Origin of the sequence: Xanthomonas sp. CFBP 8445 (assembly GCF_025666235.1) — a bacterium.
In the GTDB taxonomy this organism is placed as follows: domain Bacteria; phylum Pseudomonadota; class Gammaproteobacteria; order Xanthomonadales; family Xanthomonadaceae; genus Xanthomonas_A; species Xanthomonas_A indica.
Map to the genome: position 1 here is coordinate 3,153,023 of NZ_CP102594.1, position 15,734 is coordinate 3,168,756.

Sequence of the window (15,734 nt, forward strand, 5' to 3'; positions counted from 1 at the left end):
GGGAGAGGGGCTCGGCTTTTCCCTTCTCCCACCGGGAGAAGGTGCCCCGCAGGGGCGGATGAGGGTACGGGCACAGCCTCGTGCAGCTGAAACGCCACATGCGCTTCGCGCCGACCCTCACCCCAACCCCTCTCCCGGGGGGAGAGGGGCTTGTACGTCCCTTCTCCCTCCGGGAGAAGGTGCCCCGAAGGGGCGGATGAGGGTACGGGCGAAGCCCCGCGCAGCTGAAACACCACATGCGCTTCGCGCCGACCCTCACCCCAACCCCTCTCCCGGGGGGAGAGGGGCTCAACTCTCAACTCCTCAATGCTCTACTGCTTCCTCTCCTGCGCCCCAAGGCGACTTCCCACCCTCGGCAATGAACCGATCGATACGCTGCTCCAGCACCGGCAGCGGCACCGAGCCGGTCTCCAGCACCGCATCGTGGAAGGCGCGGATGTCGAACTTCTCGCCCAGCGCCTGTTCCGCCTTGCGCCGCAGCTCCAGGATCTTCAGTTCGCCCAGGTAGTACGACAGCGCCTGTCCGGGCCAGGCGATGTAGCGATCGACCTCGGTGGTCACCTCGTGCTCGCTCAACGCAGTGTTGTCGCGCAGGAACGCCTGCGCCTGCTCGCGCGTCCAGCCGTCGTGGTGGATGCCGGTGTCGATCACCAGCCGGCACGCGCGCCACATCTGGTAGGTCAGGTAGCCGAAGCGGTCGTACGGGGTGTCGTACATCCCCATCTCCTGCCCCAGGTATTCCGAGTACACCGCCCAGCCCTCGCCATACGCGGAAATGAAGGTGTAGCGGCGGAAATCCGGCAGGTTGCCCTGCTCGGCCGCCAACGGCATCTGCAGCGCGTGCCCGGGCGAGGACTCGTGCAGGGTCAGCGCGGTGAGGTTGTACAGCGGCCGCGACGGCAGGTCGTAGGTGTTGACCAGATAGATGCCGGGGCCACCGCGGCCGCCGGTGTAGAACGGCGCCAGGTCCGCCGGCACCGGCTCGATCGCGAAGCGCTGCCGCGGCAGCCGGCCGATGTAGTCGCCGATCTTGCCGTCCACGCGCTTGGCGATCCACGCCGCGTCCTTGAGCAGTTCCTCTGGGGTCTTGGCGTAGAACTTCGGATCGGTGCGCAGGTAGTGCAGGAACGCCGGGAACGTCTGCTGCCCGGGCGGGGTCTTGAAGCCGCTGTCGGCGATCGCCTGGTCCATCTCCTTGCGCAGCCGCGCCACTTCCTTCAGCCCCACAGCGTGGATCTGCTGTGGGCTGAGGTCGAGCGTGGTGTATTCGCGGATCTGCGCGCGGTAATACGCCACGCCGTCGGGCAGCGATTCGGCGGCCAGCGCCGGGCGCGCCTTGGGCAGGTATTCCTCGCGCATGAAACGCAGCAGCTTGGCGTAGGCCGGCACCACCTGCTGGGCGATCGCCGTGCGCGCCTGCGCGCGCAACTGCGCCTGCAGCGGCGCCGGGATCGTCGCCGGCATCTGCTGGAACGGGGTGTAGAACAGATTGGTCTCGCCGGTCGCCTGCGCGACCTCGGCGATCGACTGATCGCGGCCCTGCAGCGTCACCGCCGGCTGGGCGAAGCCGCGCGCCAGGCCGGCACGCATGTTGGCGATCTGCTCGTCGAAGTAGCGCGGGATGTCGGCGAGCTGCCCGAGGTAGCGCTGGTAGTCCTCGCGGCTGCGCAGGGTGGCGCGCGCGGTGAAGCCCAGGTCGCTCCAGAACGCGGTGTCGCTGTTGAACGGCATTTCCCAGGCGCGGAAGTGCTGCTGGTCGAGCAGCACCTGCAGCTGCTGGCGATAGACCTGGTAGTTCACCTGGTCCTGTGCCGACAGTTGCGTCGGGTCGATCGCGTCCAGGTCGTGCAGCGCCTGCTGCCAATACGCGGTGCGCTGCGCCTGGGTGGCCGGATCCACCTTGGGCAGGTGATCGGCGGCCTGGCCCTGCGCGTCTTCGTCGTCGGCGCCGGCAAACTGCTCCTGGCGCCATTTCCACTCGCGCTGGTACAGCGCCTTGAAGCGCGCACTCGCATCGCCGGCGGGAGCCGCGGCGGCCGGCGCGGAGGCCTTTGCCGGCGCAGCGCCGGCGGCGCCCTGCCAGGCCAGGGTGCAGGCAATGGCCAGGGCCAGCGCGGTGCGCAGTCGGGAACGGGAGGTCATCGTGGGGTCTCCGGAGTGGCGGGGGCGCCGGCCTGGACCTGGGCGATCCAGGCGTCGATGCGCGCGTCCAGCAGGTCCAGCGGCATCGCGCCGCCGCCGAGGACGGCATCGTGGAAGGCGCGGATGTCGAAGCGCTCGCCCAGCGCGCGCCTGGCCTTCTCGCGCAGCGCCAGGATGTCCAGTTCGCCGAGCTTGTAGCCCAGCGCCTGGCCCGGCCAGACGATGTAACGGTCGGTCTCGGACTGGATGCTGGGTTCGTCGTCGGACGGATGCGCGTGGAAGAAGTCGATCATCTGCTGCCGGGTCCAGCGCTTGTGGTGCACGCCGGTATCCAGCACCAGCCGGTTGGCGCGCAGCAGTTCGCCGGCCAGGCGGCCGTAGTCGCTGTATGGATCGCGGTAGAAGCCGACTTCCTTGCCCAGCCGCTCGGCGTACAGCGCCCAGCCTTCCACGTAGGCGTTGTAACTGGACTGCTGGCGGAACGGCGGCAACGGCAGGGTCTGCGCAAGCGAGATCTGCAGATGATGGCCGGGCACGCCCTCGTGATACGCGGTGGCTTCGATGTTGACCAGGGTGCGATGCGCGTAGTCGCCGGTATTGACCATCACCAGCCCCGGCTTGCTGCCCTGCGCATCGCTCTGCCAGTACTCGGCACCGGGCGCGGTGGCGCGGAACGCGGGCATCGCGCGCACCTCCAGCAGCGTCTTCGGCAGCGTACCGAACAACGTCGGCAGCTTCGGCTGCATCTGCGCGATGGCGTCGCGGTAGCGCTGCAGGATCTGCTCGGGTGAGCTGGCGAAGAACTTGCGGTCATGGGCCACCGCCTTGCGTAGCGCCGCCAGGTCGGCATAGCCGAGTTGCCTGGCGATGGCGCCCATCTCGCCCTCGATGCGCGCGACCTCGGCCAGGCCGGTCTGGTGGATCTGCTCGGGCGACTGATCGGTGGTGGTCTGGGTGTGGATCGCAAAGCGGTAGCGGCGCTCTCCATCGGGCAGCGACCACAGGCCTTCGTGGGCGCGGCCCTGCGGCGCGTATTCGTTGGCGACGAAATCGGCCAGCTTTCGATAGGCCGGCCGCACCTGCTGGTCGATCGCCGCGATCATCGCCGCGCGCAGGCGCGGCCGCTCGGCCTCCGGCACCGCCGCCGGGAACTGCTGCAGCGGCGCCGCGAACGGGCTGTCGGCGCCGGCCGGCGCGGCGATCTCGCGCACCTGCGCGGGAATGCGCTCGAGCAGGTACTTCGGCTGCACCAGCCCGTCCCTGGCGCCGGCGCGCGACAGCGCCACCACCTGGTCGAGCAGCGCCGGGATCGCCTGCAGGCGCGTGATGTAGTCCTCGTAGTCCTTGACGCTGGCGAACGGAAACGCCTGTGCGTAGCCCGGCAGCGCCACCTGGATGCCGCCGACCGGCTCCAGCGGCATCTCGTCGTTCTTCAGCGCGATCGCCTCCAGCCGGTCGCGCAACTGCCGCTGCATCATCTGCAGGCTCAACCGCTCCTGCGCCGACAGCGCCTTGGCATCGACCGCATCGAAGCGCGCCAGGAACCCGGCGGTGGCCTGGCGCTCGGCCTCCAGCGCGGCCGGCGAATAGTCGGTCCAGCGATCGTTGTAGCGGCTGTCGCCGATGATGCTGGCGAACTCGGGATGGTGGGCGAGCTGATACTGCCACTGCGCATCGAGCAGCGCGGCGAAGGCCTGCCCCGGCGGCACTGCGGCCTTCGCTGCTGCCGGCGTGGCCGGTGCGGAGGAGGTCGGCGCTGCAGACGGCTGGCAGGCCGCCAGCAGACCCAGGGCCAGTGCGCCGACGGCAGACAACCGCATGCAGTTCATCGCGAGACTCCTTGGGATGCGCCGCAGCCGCTGCACGGCGCGGGTGCGGCCGTGCAGCGTGCCGCGGCGGCCGTCGCCCGCATCAGGCGAACGGCCGGTCGATCGCCGGCGACGGGGGCGTGAACCACTGCGCGCCGTCGTCGGTGACGTAGAAATGATCCTCCAGGCGCACGCCGAACTCGCCCGGCACCACGATCATCGGCTCGTTGCTGCAGCACATGCCCGGGGCCAGCGCCAGCGCGTTGCCGCGCACCAGGTACGGCGCCTCGTGGATGCTCATGCCGCAACCGTGGCCGGTGCGGTGCGGCAGCCCCGGCAACTGATAGTCCGGGCCGAGCCCGGCACGCTGCAGCACCTTGCGCGCGGCCTCGTCCACCACCGCGCAGGCCACGCCCGGCCGCACCGCGGCGAACGCCGCCGCCTGCGCCTCGTGCTCCAGTTGCCAGATGCGCCGCTGCTTCTCGCTGGGCTCGCCGAAGATGTAGGTGCGGGTGATGTCGGAGTGGTAGCCCTGCACGGTGCAGCCGGTATCGATCAGCACCAGTTCGCCCGGCCGCAGCGCCTGCACGCCGGGAATGCCGTGCGGATACGCGGTGGCGTGGCCGAACTGCACGATGCAGAAGGTCGAGCCGTTGTCGGCGCCGAGCGCGCGGTGCGCCTGGTCGATGAAGCGGGTCAGTTCCGCGGTGGTGATGCCTTCGCGCATCAGTCCGGCGGCCAGCCGCTGCACGTGCAGGGTCATGTCGCAGGCCTGCTGCATCAGCGCCAGTTCCGCCGGGGACTTGCGCATGCGGCAGCCGTCGACGATGGTCGCCGCATCGCGGATCGCGATCCGCCCCAGCACCGCGGCCAGGCCGGTGTGCACCGCGAAGGCCACGCCCGGGTCCAGCGCCAGGCTCTGCGCGTCCAGTTCCAGCAAGGCCTCGGCGACCAGCGCGTGCGGATCCTCGTGTTCCTGCCACAGGCGCTTGCGCACCGGCAGGCACAGCACCGCGTCCAGCGAGCCTTCCTCGAACGCCGGGCAGATCAGCAGCGGATCGCCTTCGGCGGTGAGCAGCATCGCCACCAGGCGCTCGCTGGCGCCCCACGGCACGCCGGTGAAGTAGCGCAGCGACGCGCCGGCGCCGATCAGCAACGCGTCGGCGCCGTGCGCGCGCATCAGCGCGCGCGCATTGGCCAGGCGTTGCCGGTACTCCTGCTCCTGGATCGCGGGCGCCCGCTGCGGCCACGGCGCCAACTGTGCCTGCGCCTGCTCCAGGGTCAACCCGCCGATCTGGGCCTGCTCGCTCATGCGCTGCGCTCCACGTCAGCGGTGCTCCAGCAGCCGTCGATCAGCCGCTGCACGCCGCCGGGATTGCGATCGCGCAGCAACGGCGGCAGCAGCGCGTCGGGCACGCCGTCGTAGCTGTGCAGCGCGGCGAAGCGGCGGATCGCCGCGGGCATGCCGACGGCGGTGAAGCCCGGATGGCCGGTGCTCGGATACGGGCCGCCATGGTTCATGGCAGGGCTCACCGCCACGCCGGTCGGCATCTTGTTGCAGATCAGGCGGCCGACCCGCGGGCGCAACGCCGCGGCCAGCGCGGCGAAGTCCATGTCGTCGCTGCCGTCGGCGGCGCGATAGAGCGTGCCGGTGAGATTGCCCTCGAAGCTGCGCGCCAGGGCGGTCAACTGCCCCATGCCACCGCCGCGCACGATCAGGCTGACCGGGCCGAACGCTTCGGTCTGCAGCGCCTCGGGCTGCTGCAGGAACGCCTCGGCCGACACCTCCAGCAGGGTCGGCGCATGCCGATAGCCGGGGCCGGCATCGGCCTCGCCGCCGGCCAGCACCGTGGCACCGGCGTCGCGCAGCGTGCCCAGGCTGCGCTGCAGATGCTCCAGCACGCCGCGCGAGAACAGCAGCGAAGGCGCCGCCGCAGCGAAATGCGCGGCGGCCGCGGCGACGAAGGCATCGCCGGTCTCGCCCTCCGGCACCACCACGATGCCCGGATTGGTGCAGAACTGGCCACTGCCCATGGTGCAGGAGGCGAAGAACTCCTGCACCAGCGCCGCGCCGCGCTCGGCCAGCGCGCCCGGCAGCAGGAACACCGGATTGACGCTGGACAGCTCGACATAGGCCGGCACCCCGGCACGGTCGGCGGCGGCCTTCAGCGCCAGCCCGCCGGCACGGCTGCCGGTGAAGCCGATCGCGCCCAGCCGCGGATCGCCGGCCAGTTCCAGGCCCAGCGTGCTGTCGAAGTGGTACAGCAACTGCACCGTTGCCGCCGGCAGGTCATGGGCCAGCAGCGCCTGGTGCGCGAGTTGCGCCAGACGCTGGCTGGTGGCCGGATGCGAGGGATGCGCCTTGGCGATCACCGGATTGCGCGCGACGATGGCCGAGGCGAAATCGCTGCCGGCCACCGCGTTGAACGCGAACGGGAAATTGTTCGGCCCGAACACCAGCACCGGCTTGTGCAGCGGCCCCAGTTGCGCGCGCAGGCCGGCCGCGGTATCGATCACCGGCTGCGTCCAGCTGTGGCTGCGTGCCGCCTGCGCGGCCTGGCGCAACTGCCCGCTGGCGCGCGGCAGTTCCACCTTGGCCAGGCGCGGCTCCACCGGCAGGCCGGTCTCGGCATGCGCCAGCGCCACCAGCTGCTCGACGTCGGCGTCGATCGCATCCGCGTACGCGTCCAGGAACGCAGCGATGCGTTCCGGCGCGGCCGCGGCCAGCGCATCGGCGCTCAGCGCCGCCGCGCTCAGCGCCGCTTCCAGGTCGGCGGCGCCGCTGACCGGGAACGACGGACCGAACTCGCTCCCGTCGCGCGGGTCCTCGGCACGGAAGCTGCCGCGCTCCTCCAGCGAGGCCTGCCAGTGGCCGGCCAGCAACAGCGGTTGCATGCTCATCTCAGTGCCCGGGATGGGTGGCGATGGCGTGGTCGATGACCTTCAACGCAGCTTCGCGCTCGGCGCCTTCCAGCACCAGCCGCGGCGCGCGCACGCGCTCGCTGCCCAGGCCGACCTTCGCCTGCACCAGCTTGATCAGCTGCACGAACTTGGGCACGGTGTCCAGGCGCAGCAGCGGCAGGAACCAGTCGTACAGCGCCTTGGCCGCCGGGTAGCCGCCGTCGCGGGCCAACTCGAACAGCTTCACCGACTCCTTCGGGTAGGCGTTGACCAGGCCGGCGATCCAGCCCTTGGCGCCCATGCTCAGGCCTTCGACGATCGCATCGTCCATGCCCACCAGCAGCACCAGGCGGTCGCCGAGCAGTTCGCCCAGCGCAGCGAAGCGGCGCACGTCGCCAGAGGACTCCTTCACCGCCTGCAGGTTCGGGAACTCGGCCGCCAGCTCGGCGATCTGCGCCGCGCTGAAATCGGTCTTGTAGGCGATCGGGTTGTTGTACAGGATCACCGGCAGGTCGGTGGCGCCGATCACCGCGCGCACGTGCGCGCCCATCTCGCGCCAGTCGGTGGAGTACACGTACGGCGGCAGCACCATCGCGCCGCCGCAGCCGACCTGCTTGGCCGCCTGCACCAGCCGCACCGCTTCGTCGGTGGACAGCGCGGCGATGCCCGGCACCACCGGGATGCGGCCGTCGACCGCCTGCACCAGGGTCTTGAGGATCGCCAGCTTGTCGTCGAAGCTCAGCGTGGCCGCCTCGCCCAGCGAACCCAGCGGCACGATCGCGGTGCAGCCGGCGTCGACCATGAGCTGCGCATGCTTGGCCAGGAACGCGTGGTCGATGCTGCCGTCGGCGTTGAACGGAGTGGTGATGGCCGGCAGCACGCCGTACCAGAAGGAAGCCTTGCTCATGGAAGTACACCTTGTGGAGAGTTGCGAAGGGATGCCGCGCGCGAAGGCGCGGCGCAAGCGGCGTCCGGACCCGGGTCCGGACAGGGATGGGCCAGCGCGTCCAGACGCGCCGGGAACAGCGGCGGCCGGCGGCCGTCGTCGGAGAAATCGGCGGGACGCGCGGCCAGGCCCAGTTCGGTGAGCGCGCTGCCGCAGATGCGGCCCTGGCACGCCCCCATGCCGCAGCGCGAGGCCAGCTTGGCGTCGCGCAGGTCGGCATGGCCTTGCAGCGCAGCCAGCGGCACGTCCTCGCAGCGGCACACCAGCGTGTCCGGCGCGGCCAGCGCGTGGATGCGGGGGTCCAGCGCGAACTGCCGCTGCAACAGCGCGGCGAAGGCGCGCGCGCGGCGTCGCTGCGGCTGCAGCGCCTGCGCATCTGCGTCCTGTCCGGCAGCCAGATGGCCGGCGATGGCGCCTTCCACCCGCGCGCAGTCGCGCCCGCCGATGCCCAGCGCCTCGCCGGCGGCATACACACCGTCGACGCTGGTGCGCAGCTGCGCGTCCACCGCCACGCACGGATGCGCGCCGCTGCGGCCCAGGCGGCAGCCCAGCAATTGCGCCAGTTCCACGTTCGGCACCAGGCCGTAGCCCACGGACAATTGATCGCAGGCGAGACGGCGGCGGCCGCGCGGGCCGTCGATCTCCACCTCCTGCACGCGGCCCTCGCCGTACGCGGCCAGCACCACGCTGCCGGCGTGGTAGCCGACCCCGGCCAGTTGCGTGCGCAGCGCCAGCGCCTGCAGCGCCTTGTCCGGCCAGCGCAGCGGCAACTGCGCGGCGAACGCGGCCAGCGCGCGCCAAGGCGCCTGTTCGACGATGCCCAGCACCTGCGCGCCATGGCGCTGCAGCGTCGCCGCCGAGGCCAGCAGCAGCGGTCCGCTGCCAGCGACCAGCACGCGCCGCCCGGCCAGCGGCCAGCCCTGCTTGGCCAGCGCCTGCGCGCCGCCGGCGCCGGTCACCCCGGGCAGGGTCCAGCCGGGGAACGGCAACAGCAATTCGCGCGCGCCGGTGGCCAGCACCAGCGCGTCATAGCCCAGCCAGCGCGGGCCATCGGGACCGTCGGTGAGCAACCGCCGGTCCTGCGCCAGCAGCACCTGGGTCTGCGGCAGGAAGGTCACCGCACTGGCCGCCAGTTGCGCCAGCGCGCGCGCGGCCAGGCGCGGCGGCGGCTGCGCCACGTCATGGCGCCAGATCTGCCCGCCGGCACGCGCCTGCAGATCGACCAGGCCGACGCGGCGGCCATGCCCGGCCGCCGCCAGCGCCGCCGCCAGCCCGGCCGGGCCGGCGCCGATCACCAGGACCTCGTAGTGGGCGGACGGCTCAGCCATCGGTCCACACCTGCATGCCATCGCGCGCCGGGGTGATGCAGGCGCGCAACTGGCCGACGCGGTCGATGCGCACCCGGCACTCGGCGCACACGCCCATGCCGCACAGCGGCGCGCGCGGCTGGCCGCTGCGCGAGCGGCGGAAATGCGTGGCCACCTGCGCCACCGCCGCGGCCACGCTGCTGCCGTCGAGCACTTCGACGTCGCGGCCGTCGACCTGCAGGCGCAGCATCCGCGCGCTCATGCCAGCGCCCGCGCCGGCCCGTACGGCGCCGGGTCGATGGCCGCGGGCCGCTGCAGCAGTTGGTCCAGCAGCAGGCGCGCACTGCCCAGCGCGGTGGTCACGCCCAGGCCCTCGTGGCCGGCCGCGACCCACACGTCGCGCCGCTCCGGCACCGCGCCCAGATATGGGCGCCCGTCCGGCGTGGCCGGACGCAAGCCGGTCCACACCCGGATCGCCTGCAGTTGCCGCAGGCCCGGCAGGAACGCGAAGGCGCGCTCCAGCATCCGCTGCAGCATCGGCATCGACACCGTGCGGTCGGTGGCATCGAATTCGCGCGAGGAGCCGATCAGGATCTGCCCGGTCGGCCGCGGCTGCACGTTGAACGCCACGCTGCTGCCGTCGCTGCCGTGCGCGCTGTCGGCATAGCCCAGTTCCAGCAATTGATGGGCGACGAAGCCCGGATAACGGTCGGTGATCACCAACTGGCCCTTGCGCGCGCGCATCGGCAGTTCCGGCAGCAATTCCGGCAGGGCGCAGCCGGTGGCGACCAGCACCGGGCCATGCAGCGCGCTGCCGTCGTCCAGGCGCACGCCGGCATCGGCCAGCGCGGTGGCGCGGCGGCCGGCGTACAGCTGCGCGCCGGCGGCGCAGGCGCGCTCGACCAGGTAGCGCGCCATCCGCGGCGGATACACCACCGCCTCGGCAGCCACGCGCATGCCACCGGCCAGGCCGGGGACCAGCGCGGGTTCCAGTTGATACAACCGCTGCGCATCGAGCGCTTCGGCGTGCACGCCGGCCGCGGCCAGGCGCTGGATCTTGGCCGGAATCCCGTCCAGTTCGCGCGCCTCGCGCGCCACCCACAGCGTGCCGCAGCGGCTGAACTCGGCCTCCGGCAGCGGCGCGAATTCTTCCCACAGGCGCAGCGAATACGCCGACAGCGCCAGTTCCGCCGGATCGTCGTCCATCGCCACCAGGTGCCCCATCGCCGCGGCCGTGCTGCCGCCGCCGATACTTCCCGACTCGACGATCGCCACGCGCAGGCCGGCGGCCGCCGCCGCATCGGCGCAGGCCGCACCGACGATGCCGGCGCCGACGACGATCAGGTCGAAACCGCTCATGCGGCGCCGATGCCCCAGGCGAACGGATCCTGCGGATCGATCAGCAGATGCGCGCGCGCGGTGATGAAGGCCTGCCCGGTGATGCGCGGCATCACGCCGCGGGTGCCGGCCGCATAGCGGCCTTCGAACATGCTGCCGAGGATGCCCTGCTGGCGCCACACCTGGCCCGGCGCCAGCTTGCCGTCGGCGGCCAGGCACGCCAGCTTGGCGCTGGTGCCGGTGCCGCAGGGCGAACGGTCGTAGGCCAGGCCCGGGCACAGCACGAAGTTGCGTGCATCGGCGCTGGCGTCCGGCGCCGGCCCGTTGATCTCGATGTGGTCGATCTCGCCGCCGTCGGCGCCGCGGATGCCCGCCGCCTCCAGCGCCAGCCGCACCGCCTCGGTGTAGGCGGTCAGCGCGCGCTGGTGGCGCAGTTCCAGCGCGCACGGCGTCTGTTCGGTGATGAAGAACCAGTTGCCGCCCCAGGCCACGTCGCCGCGCACGCGCCCATACTCGGGCACCTGCACTTCGACGCCGGTGGCCTGGCGGTAGCTCTCGACGTTGTCGACCGAGACGCGGCCGTCGGCATGCAGCTCCACGCCGACCGTGCCCACCGGCGTCTCGATGCGGTGCGTGCCCGCGCTCAGCCGGCCCAGTTCGGCCAGCGTGCGCACCAAGCCGATGGTGCCGTGGCCGCACATGCCCAGGTAGCCGACGTTGTTGAAGAAGATCACCGCCGCACAGGCATCGGCGGCCACCGGCGGCAGCAGCAGCGCGCCGACCATGGTGTCCGAGCCGCGCGGCTCGCAGGCGATGGCGCTGCGCCAGCGGTCGAAGCGCGTGCGGAACAGTTCGCGGCGCTCGGCCAGGGAACCGGTTCCCAGATCGGGGAAGCCGGAGACGACGACACGGGTCGGTTCGCCGGCGCTGTGCGAGTCGATGACATCGAGTGTATGCATGGCGCCATGCTCACATTCGACACCGCCGCCGGCTAGCAGCGTTTGCCTGTCGCAAATGCGGAAATTCGCACAACCCGGCGACGCCCGGCGGCGCCGACTTAGGCTAGCATCGGCATTCAGGGGACGCGCGGCGGCGCGCCCGCACCGCCGCCCACTCCCGCAGGTGAACGCCATGGACACTCTCATTTCGGCACTGGAACTGCAGACGCTGTTCGACGCCTTGCCGGACGTGGTGTTCTTCGTGAAGGACCGCGACGGCCGCTACACCCACGTCAACCTGACCCTGGTGCGGCGGCTGGGCAAGAAGTACCGCGCCGACCTGATCGGCAAGTCCGCCGCGGACGTGTTCCCGCTGCCGCTGGGCGGCAGCTACCTGATGCAGGACCGCCGCGTGCTGTGCGGCGAGGTGATCGAGAACCAGCTGGAAGTGCACCTGTTCCCGAACCGCACCCCGGGCTGGTGCCTGACCTTCAAGCGCCCGCTGTGCGAGGGCGAGGACGTGATCGGCGTGGTCGGCATCTCCCGCGACCTGGGCCAGCCGGACAGCCGCCACTCCGCCTACGAGCGCATCAGCCGCGCCATGGAGCACATGCAGGCGCACTACGGCGACAACCTGCGCGTGCAGACCCTGGCCGACCTGGCCGAGTTGTCGGTGGCGCAACTGGAACGGCACTTCCGCCGCGTGTTCCAGCTGACCCCGCAGCAGTTGCTGACCAAGATGCGCATCGAAGCGGCAATGCGCCTGCTGCACGGCGACGACAGCATCGCCAGCATCGGCCAACTGTGCGGCTTCGCCGACCAGAGCGCCTTCGCCCGCCAGTTCAAGGCCACCGTCGGCATGACCCCGCGCGACTACCGGTCGATGAAGGGCAAGCTGTGAAAGGCCGGGATTGGGGATTCGGGATTGGGGATTCGTTTTTGGCTGAATGCGGGCGTTGAGATCGCGGCGCTACGGACACAAGAGCCCCTCTCCCTCCGGGGCGAAAGGGCACGGCTTTCGCGCCACGGGCGCGCGTGCCCTTGAGCGCCCGCGCCGCAAGCGCGGGCCGGGGCGCGGAGCGGGGGTTGGGGTGAGGGTCCGGCGGAGCCATCACGTCGAAAAACCATGGCAATTCCACACCTGGAACCTGCGACTGTGATTCAGCGGGAATCCTCCTGTCGCGGCTGATCCCGCAAAGGGCCAGGAACCGCGCCTAGCGCGATACACGCATACGCAGTCGCGACGCCCGAAGTCCAACCCGCCAACCATCCCAGCTCGCCCCCCGCTGCACCGGCCGCTCAGGTCGCAAGTGGTAGCATTCTTCGTTTCCGGTCCACGCGTCATCCATGGTCAGCCTATTCCGCCGCAACAAGCCCCAGGACAACGCCGGCGAGAGCCGCACGCAGCGCTACAGCATCGAGGAACTGGCCGCCGCCTTCCCGAAGCCGGCAAGCGCCGAGCCCGCTGCGCCTGCGCCTTCAGCGCCGCCTGCCGCTGAGGCTGCGCCTGCCGCCGCTCCAGCACCCGCCGCCCCCGCGGAGCCGACGCCCGCGCCGGTCGCCGAACACCCCGTGCAGGCGCCGGCCCCGGTCGCTGTGCCGCAGCCACAAGCGACGCCGCTGCCGCCCGCAGCGCCCACGCCGCCACCGCAGGCCTATGTGCCGGCCCCGGCCGCCGCGCCGGCACCGAGCGTGCCGACGCCAACGCCCGCCCCGGCCGCCCCGGCGCCGTCCACCGCGTCCGTGCCCGCAACCGACGCCGACCTGGTGCGCAGCGACGCGCTGCCTGCCGCCCCGGCGGGCAAGCCCGGCTGGCGCGAGCGCCTGCGCAACAGCAGCTTCGCGCGCAGCGTCGGCAGCCTGTTCTCGCGCAATCCCAAGCTCGACGACGACCTGCTCGACGAGATCGAGACCGCGCTGATCACCGCCGACGTCGGCATTCCCGCCACCACCGCGCTGATCGAGAGCCTGCGCAAGCGCATGAAGGCGCGCGAGTTCGCCGACGCCAGGGCGCTGCAGCAGGCGCTGCGCGCCGACCTGCTGGCGATCCTGCAACCGGTGGCCAAGCCGCTGCAGATCGACCGCAACGCCAAGCCCTTCGTGGTGCTGACCGTCGGCGTCAACGGCGTCGGCAAGACCACCACCATCGGCAAGCTGGCCAAGCGCTTCAAGGACGAGGGCCACAGCCTGATGCTGGCCGCCGGCGACACGTTCCGCGCCGCAGCGGTGGCGCAGTTGCAGGCCTGGGGCGAACGCAACGGGGTGAGCGTGATCGCGCAGGGCCAGAACGCCGACGCCGCCTCGGTGGCGTTCGATGCGCTGCAGGCCGGCAAGGCGCGCGGCACCGAGGTGCTGATCGCCGACACCGCCGGCCGCCTGCACACCCAGACCGGGCTGATGAACGAACTGGGCAAGATCCGCCGCGTGCTCGGCAAGCTCGACCCCAGCGCCCCGCACGAAGTGCTGATGGTCATCGACGGCACCACCGGCCAGAACGCGCTGTCGCAGCTGCGCCAGTTCCACGCCGCGGTCGGCGTCACCGGCCTGGTGGTGACCAAGCTCGACGGCACCGCCAAGGGTGGCGTGGTGTTCGCCCTGGCCCGCGAGTTCGGCATCCCGATCCGCTTCGCCGGCATCGGCGAACGCCCCGAAGACCTGCGCCTGTTCGATGCCGAGGCCTTCGTCGACGCGTTGCTGCCCGACGCCCTGGGCGCGTAACGCCTAAGCCCCTCTCCTCCGGGAGAGGAGTTGGGGTGAGGATGCGGCGGAGCCCGCCAGGCCGGCACTGGCGGTACTCCAACCGCACCAGGCTTCGCCCGCACCCTCATCCGCCCCTGCGGGGCACCTTCTCCCGGCGGGAGAAGGAACAGCAGAGCCGCTCATCCGCCCCCTCCCGCTCCTTCTCCGGCGAGAAGGACACTGAAGCCAGCATGCGCCAGCCCTCCGACACCTTCCCCGCCCGCCTGCTCGCCTGGTTCGATCGCCACGGGCGCCACGACCTGCCCTGGCAGCATCCGCGCAGTCCGTACCGGGTGTGGCTGTCGGAAATCATGCTGCAGCAGACCCAGGTGGCGGTGGTCATCCCCTACTTCCTGCGCTTCCTGCAGCACTTCCCGACCCTGCCCGACCTGGCCGCCGCCGACAACGACGCGGTCATGGCGCAATGGGCCGGGCTGGGCTACTACGCCCGCGCGCGCAACCTGCATGCCGCCGCCAAGCGCTGCGTGGAACTGCACGGCGGCGAGCTGCCGCGCGATTTCGAGGCCCTGCATGCACTGCCCGGCATCGGCCGCAGCACCGCCGGCGCGATCCTCAGCCAGGCCTGGAACGACCGCTTCCCGATCCTCGACGGCAACGTCAAACGCGTGCTGACCCGCTACCACGGCATCGCCGGCTACCCCGGCCTGCCGGCAGTGGAAAAGCCGCTGTGGGCACTTGCGCATTCGCACGTGGACGTGGTGCCCGACGGACGCATGGCCGACTACACCCAGGCGCAGATGGATTTCGGCGCCACCCTGTGCACCCGCGCCAACCCGGCCTGCGTGCTGTGCCCGTTGCAGGACGACTGCGTGGCACGCCGCGACGGCCTGGTCGAGGCGCTGCCCACGCCCAAGCCGGGCAAGACCCTGCCCGAGCGCGAAGCGCTGGCGCTGTTGCTGGAGAACGCGGCCGGCGAGTTGCTGCTGCAGCGGCGTCCGCCGACCGGCATCTGGGCCTCGCTGTGGACCTTGCCGCAGGCCGACACCGACAGCGAGCTGCGCGCCTGGTACGCGCGCTGGATGCGCGGGCGCGACTACGAAGATGCCGAAGCCTTGCCGCCGATCGTGCACACCTTCAGCCATTACCGCCTGCATCTGCAGCCGCTGCGCCTGCGCAAGGTCGCCATGGGCGATGCGCTGGGCGACAATGACGACCTGCGCTGGGTGGCGCGCGCCGACCTGTCGACGCTGGGCCTGCCCGCACCGATCCGCAAACTGCTCGACGGCCTCTAGCGCGCACGCGCGCGGCGTCGCGCGCATCGCCAGGAATTGCCATGTCCCGCACCGTCTTCTGCCAATACCAGCAACGCGACGCCGAAGGGCTCGATTACGTGCCGTATCCCGGCGAGCTCGGCAAGCGCGTGTTCGCGCACATCGGCAAGGCCGGCTGGCAGGCGTGGCTGGCGCACCAGACCATGCTGATCAACGAGAACCGGTTGTCGCCGCGCGACCCCAAGCACCGCGCGTTCCTGGAAACCGAACTGGAGAAGTTCCTGTTCCAGGGCGGTGCCGACAAGCCCGAAGGCTACGTGGCGCCCGACCAGGCGCCCTGAGCGGCGCCGCGGCGTCACGCGCACGCACCGTCGCGTGGACAC

Annotated in this window: 13 protein-coding genes; 4 read left to right on the plus strand and 9 right to left on the minus strand. The window is 71.5% G+C overall.

The features are described from left to right. Positions 1–303 precede the first annotated feature (303 nt). The 9 genes from NUG21_RS13400 to NUG21_RS13440 all read right to left on the minus strand — a co-directional run bounded on the left by NUG21_RS13400 (position 304) and on the right by NUG21_RS13440 (position 11,401). Positions 304–2,142: a DUF885 domain-containing protein gene (locus NUG21_RS13400; protein WP_263391131.1), complete on the minus strand. Its 1,839-nt coding sequence runs from the start codon at positions 2,140–2,142 to the stop codon at positions 304–306. After that, positions 2,139–3,971 (minus strand): DUF885 domain-containing protein, encoded by a 1,833-nt coding sequence (locus NUG21_RS13405; protein WP_263391132.1) that lies wholly within the window; start codon positions 3,969–3,971, stop codon positions 2,139–2,141. Before NUG21_RS13405 ends, NUG21_RS13400 begins: the two co-directional genes overlap by 4 nt. Before the next feature lie 82 nt (positions 3,972–4,053). Beyond that, positions 4,054–5,262, minus strand: coding sequence for a M24 family metallopeptidase (locus NUG21_RS13410; RefSeq protein WP_263391133.1), 1,209 nt, complete (start codon positions 5,260–5,262; stop codon positions 4,054–4,056). Beyond that, positions 5,259–6,851 (minus strand): aldehyde dehydrogenase family protein, encoded by a 1,593-nt coding sequence (locus tag NUG21_RS13415; protein ID WP_263391134.1) that lies wholly within the window; start codon positions 6,849–6,851, stop codon positions 5,259–5,261. The genes NUG21_RS13410 and NUG21_RS13415 overlap by 4 nt, the downstream gene beginning before the upstream one ends. A gap of 1 nt (position 6,852) precedes the next feature. Beyond that, positions 6,853–7,758 (minus strand): dihydrodipicolinate synthase family protein, encoded by a 906-nt coding sequence (locus tag NUG21_RS13420; protein ID WP_242081261.1) that lies wholly within the window; start codon positions 7,756–7,758, stop codon positions 6,853–6,855. Further along, positions 7,755–9,125 carry an NAD(P)/FAD-dependent oxidoreductase gene (locus NUG21_RS13425; RefSeq protein WP_242081262.1) on the minus strand — a complete coding sequence of 457 codons (1,371 nt, stop codon included), beginning with the start codon at positions 9,123–9,125 and terminating at the stop codon, positions 7,755–7,757. Before NUG21_RS13425 ends, NUG21_RS13420 begins: the two co-directional genes overlap by 4 nt. Beyond that, positions 9,118–9,366: a (2Fe-2S)-binding protein gene (locus tag NUG21_RS13430; RefSeq protein ID WP_010343411.1), complete on the minus strand. Its 249-nt coding sequence runs from the start codon at positions 9,364–9,366 to the stop codon at positions 9,118–9,120. The genes NUG21_RS13425 and NUG21_RS13430 overlap by 8 nt, the downstream gene beginning before the upstream one ends. Then, positions 9,363–10,463 carry an NAD(P)/FAD-dependent oxidoreductase gene (locus tag NUG21_RS13435; RefSeq protein ID WP_263391135.1) on the minus strand — a complete coding sequence of 367 codons (1,101 nt, stop codon included), beginning with the start codon at positions 10,461–10,463 and terminating at the stop codon, positions 9,363–9,365. The genes NUG21_RS13430 and NUG21_RS13435 overlap by 4 nt, the downstream gene beginning before the upstream one ends. Further along, positions 10,460–11,401 (minus strand): 4-hydroxyproline epimerase, encoded by a 942-nt coding sequence (locus tag NUG21_RS13440; protein WP_263391136.1) that lies wholly within the window; start codon positions 11,399–11,401, stop codon positions 10,460–10,462. Before NUG21_RS13440 ends, NUG21_RS13435 begins: the two co-directional genes overlap by 4 nt. A 172-nt stretch (positions 11,402–11,573) precedes the next feature. On the opposite strand from NUG21_RS13440, the gene NUG21_RS13445 reads away from it, so the two are divergent. The 4 genes from NUG21_RS13445 (at position 11,574) to NUG21_RS13460 (ending at position 15,692) form a co-directional block, all read left to right on the plus strand. Next, the gene (locus NUG21_RS13445; RefSeq protein WP_029562152.1) at positions 11,574–12,281 is read left to right on the plus strand and encodes an AraC family transcriptional regulator; all 708 of its coding nucleotides are present in this window, start codon (positions 11,574–11,576) and stop codon (positions 12,279–12,281) included. 446 nt (positions 12,282–12,727) lie between these two features. Continuing rightward, on the plus strand, positions 12,728–14,098 hold the full coding sequence (gene ftsY / locus NUG21_RS13450; RefSeq protein ID WP_263391137.1) for a signal recognition particle-docking protein FtsY: 1,371 nt from the start codon (positions 12,728–12,730) through the stop codon (positions 14,096–14,098). A gap of 212 nt (positions 14,099–14,310) precedes the next feature. After that, complete coding sequence (gene mutY / locus NUG21_RS13455; RefSeq protein ID WP_263391138.1) at positions 14,311–15,372, plus strand: A/G-specific adenine glycosylase; 1,062 nt, start codon at positions 14,311–14,313, stop codon at positions 15,370–15,372. A 41-nt stretch (positions 15,373–15,413) separates the two neighbouring features. Further along, on the plus strand, positions 15,414–15,692 hold the full coding sequence (locus NUG21_RS13460; RefSeq protein WP_160947078.1) for an oxidative damage protection protein: 279 nt from the start codon (positions 15,414–15,416) through the stop codon (positions 15,690–15,692). The last annotated feature ends 42 nt before the right edge of the window (positions 15,693–15,734 follow it).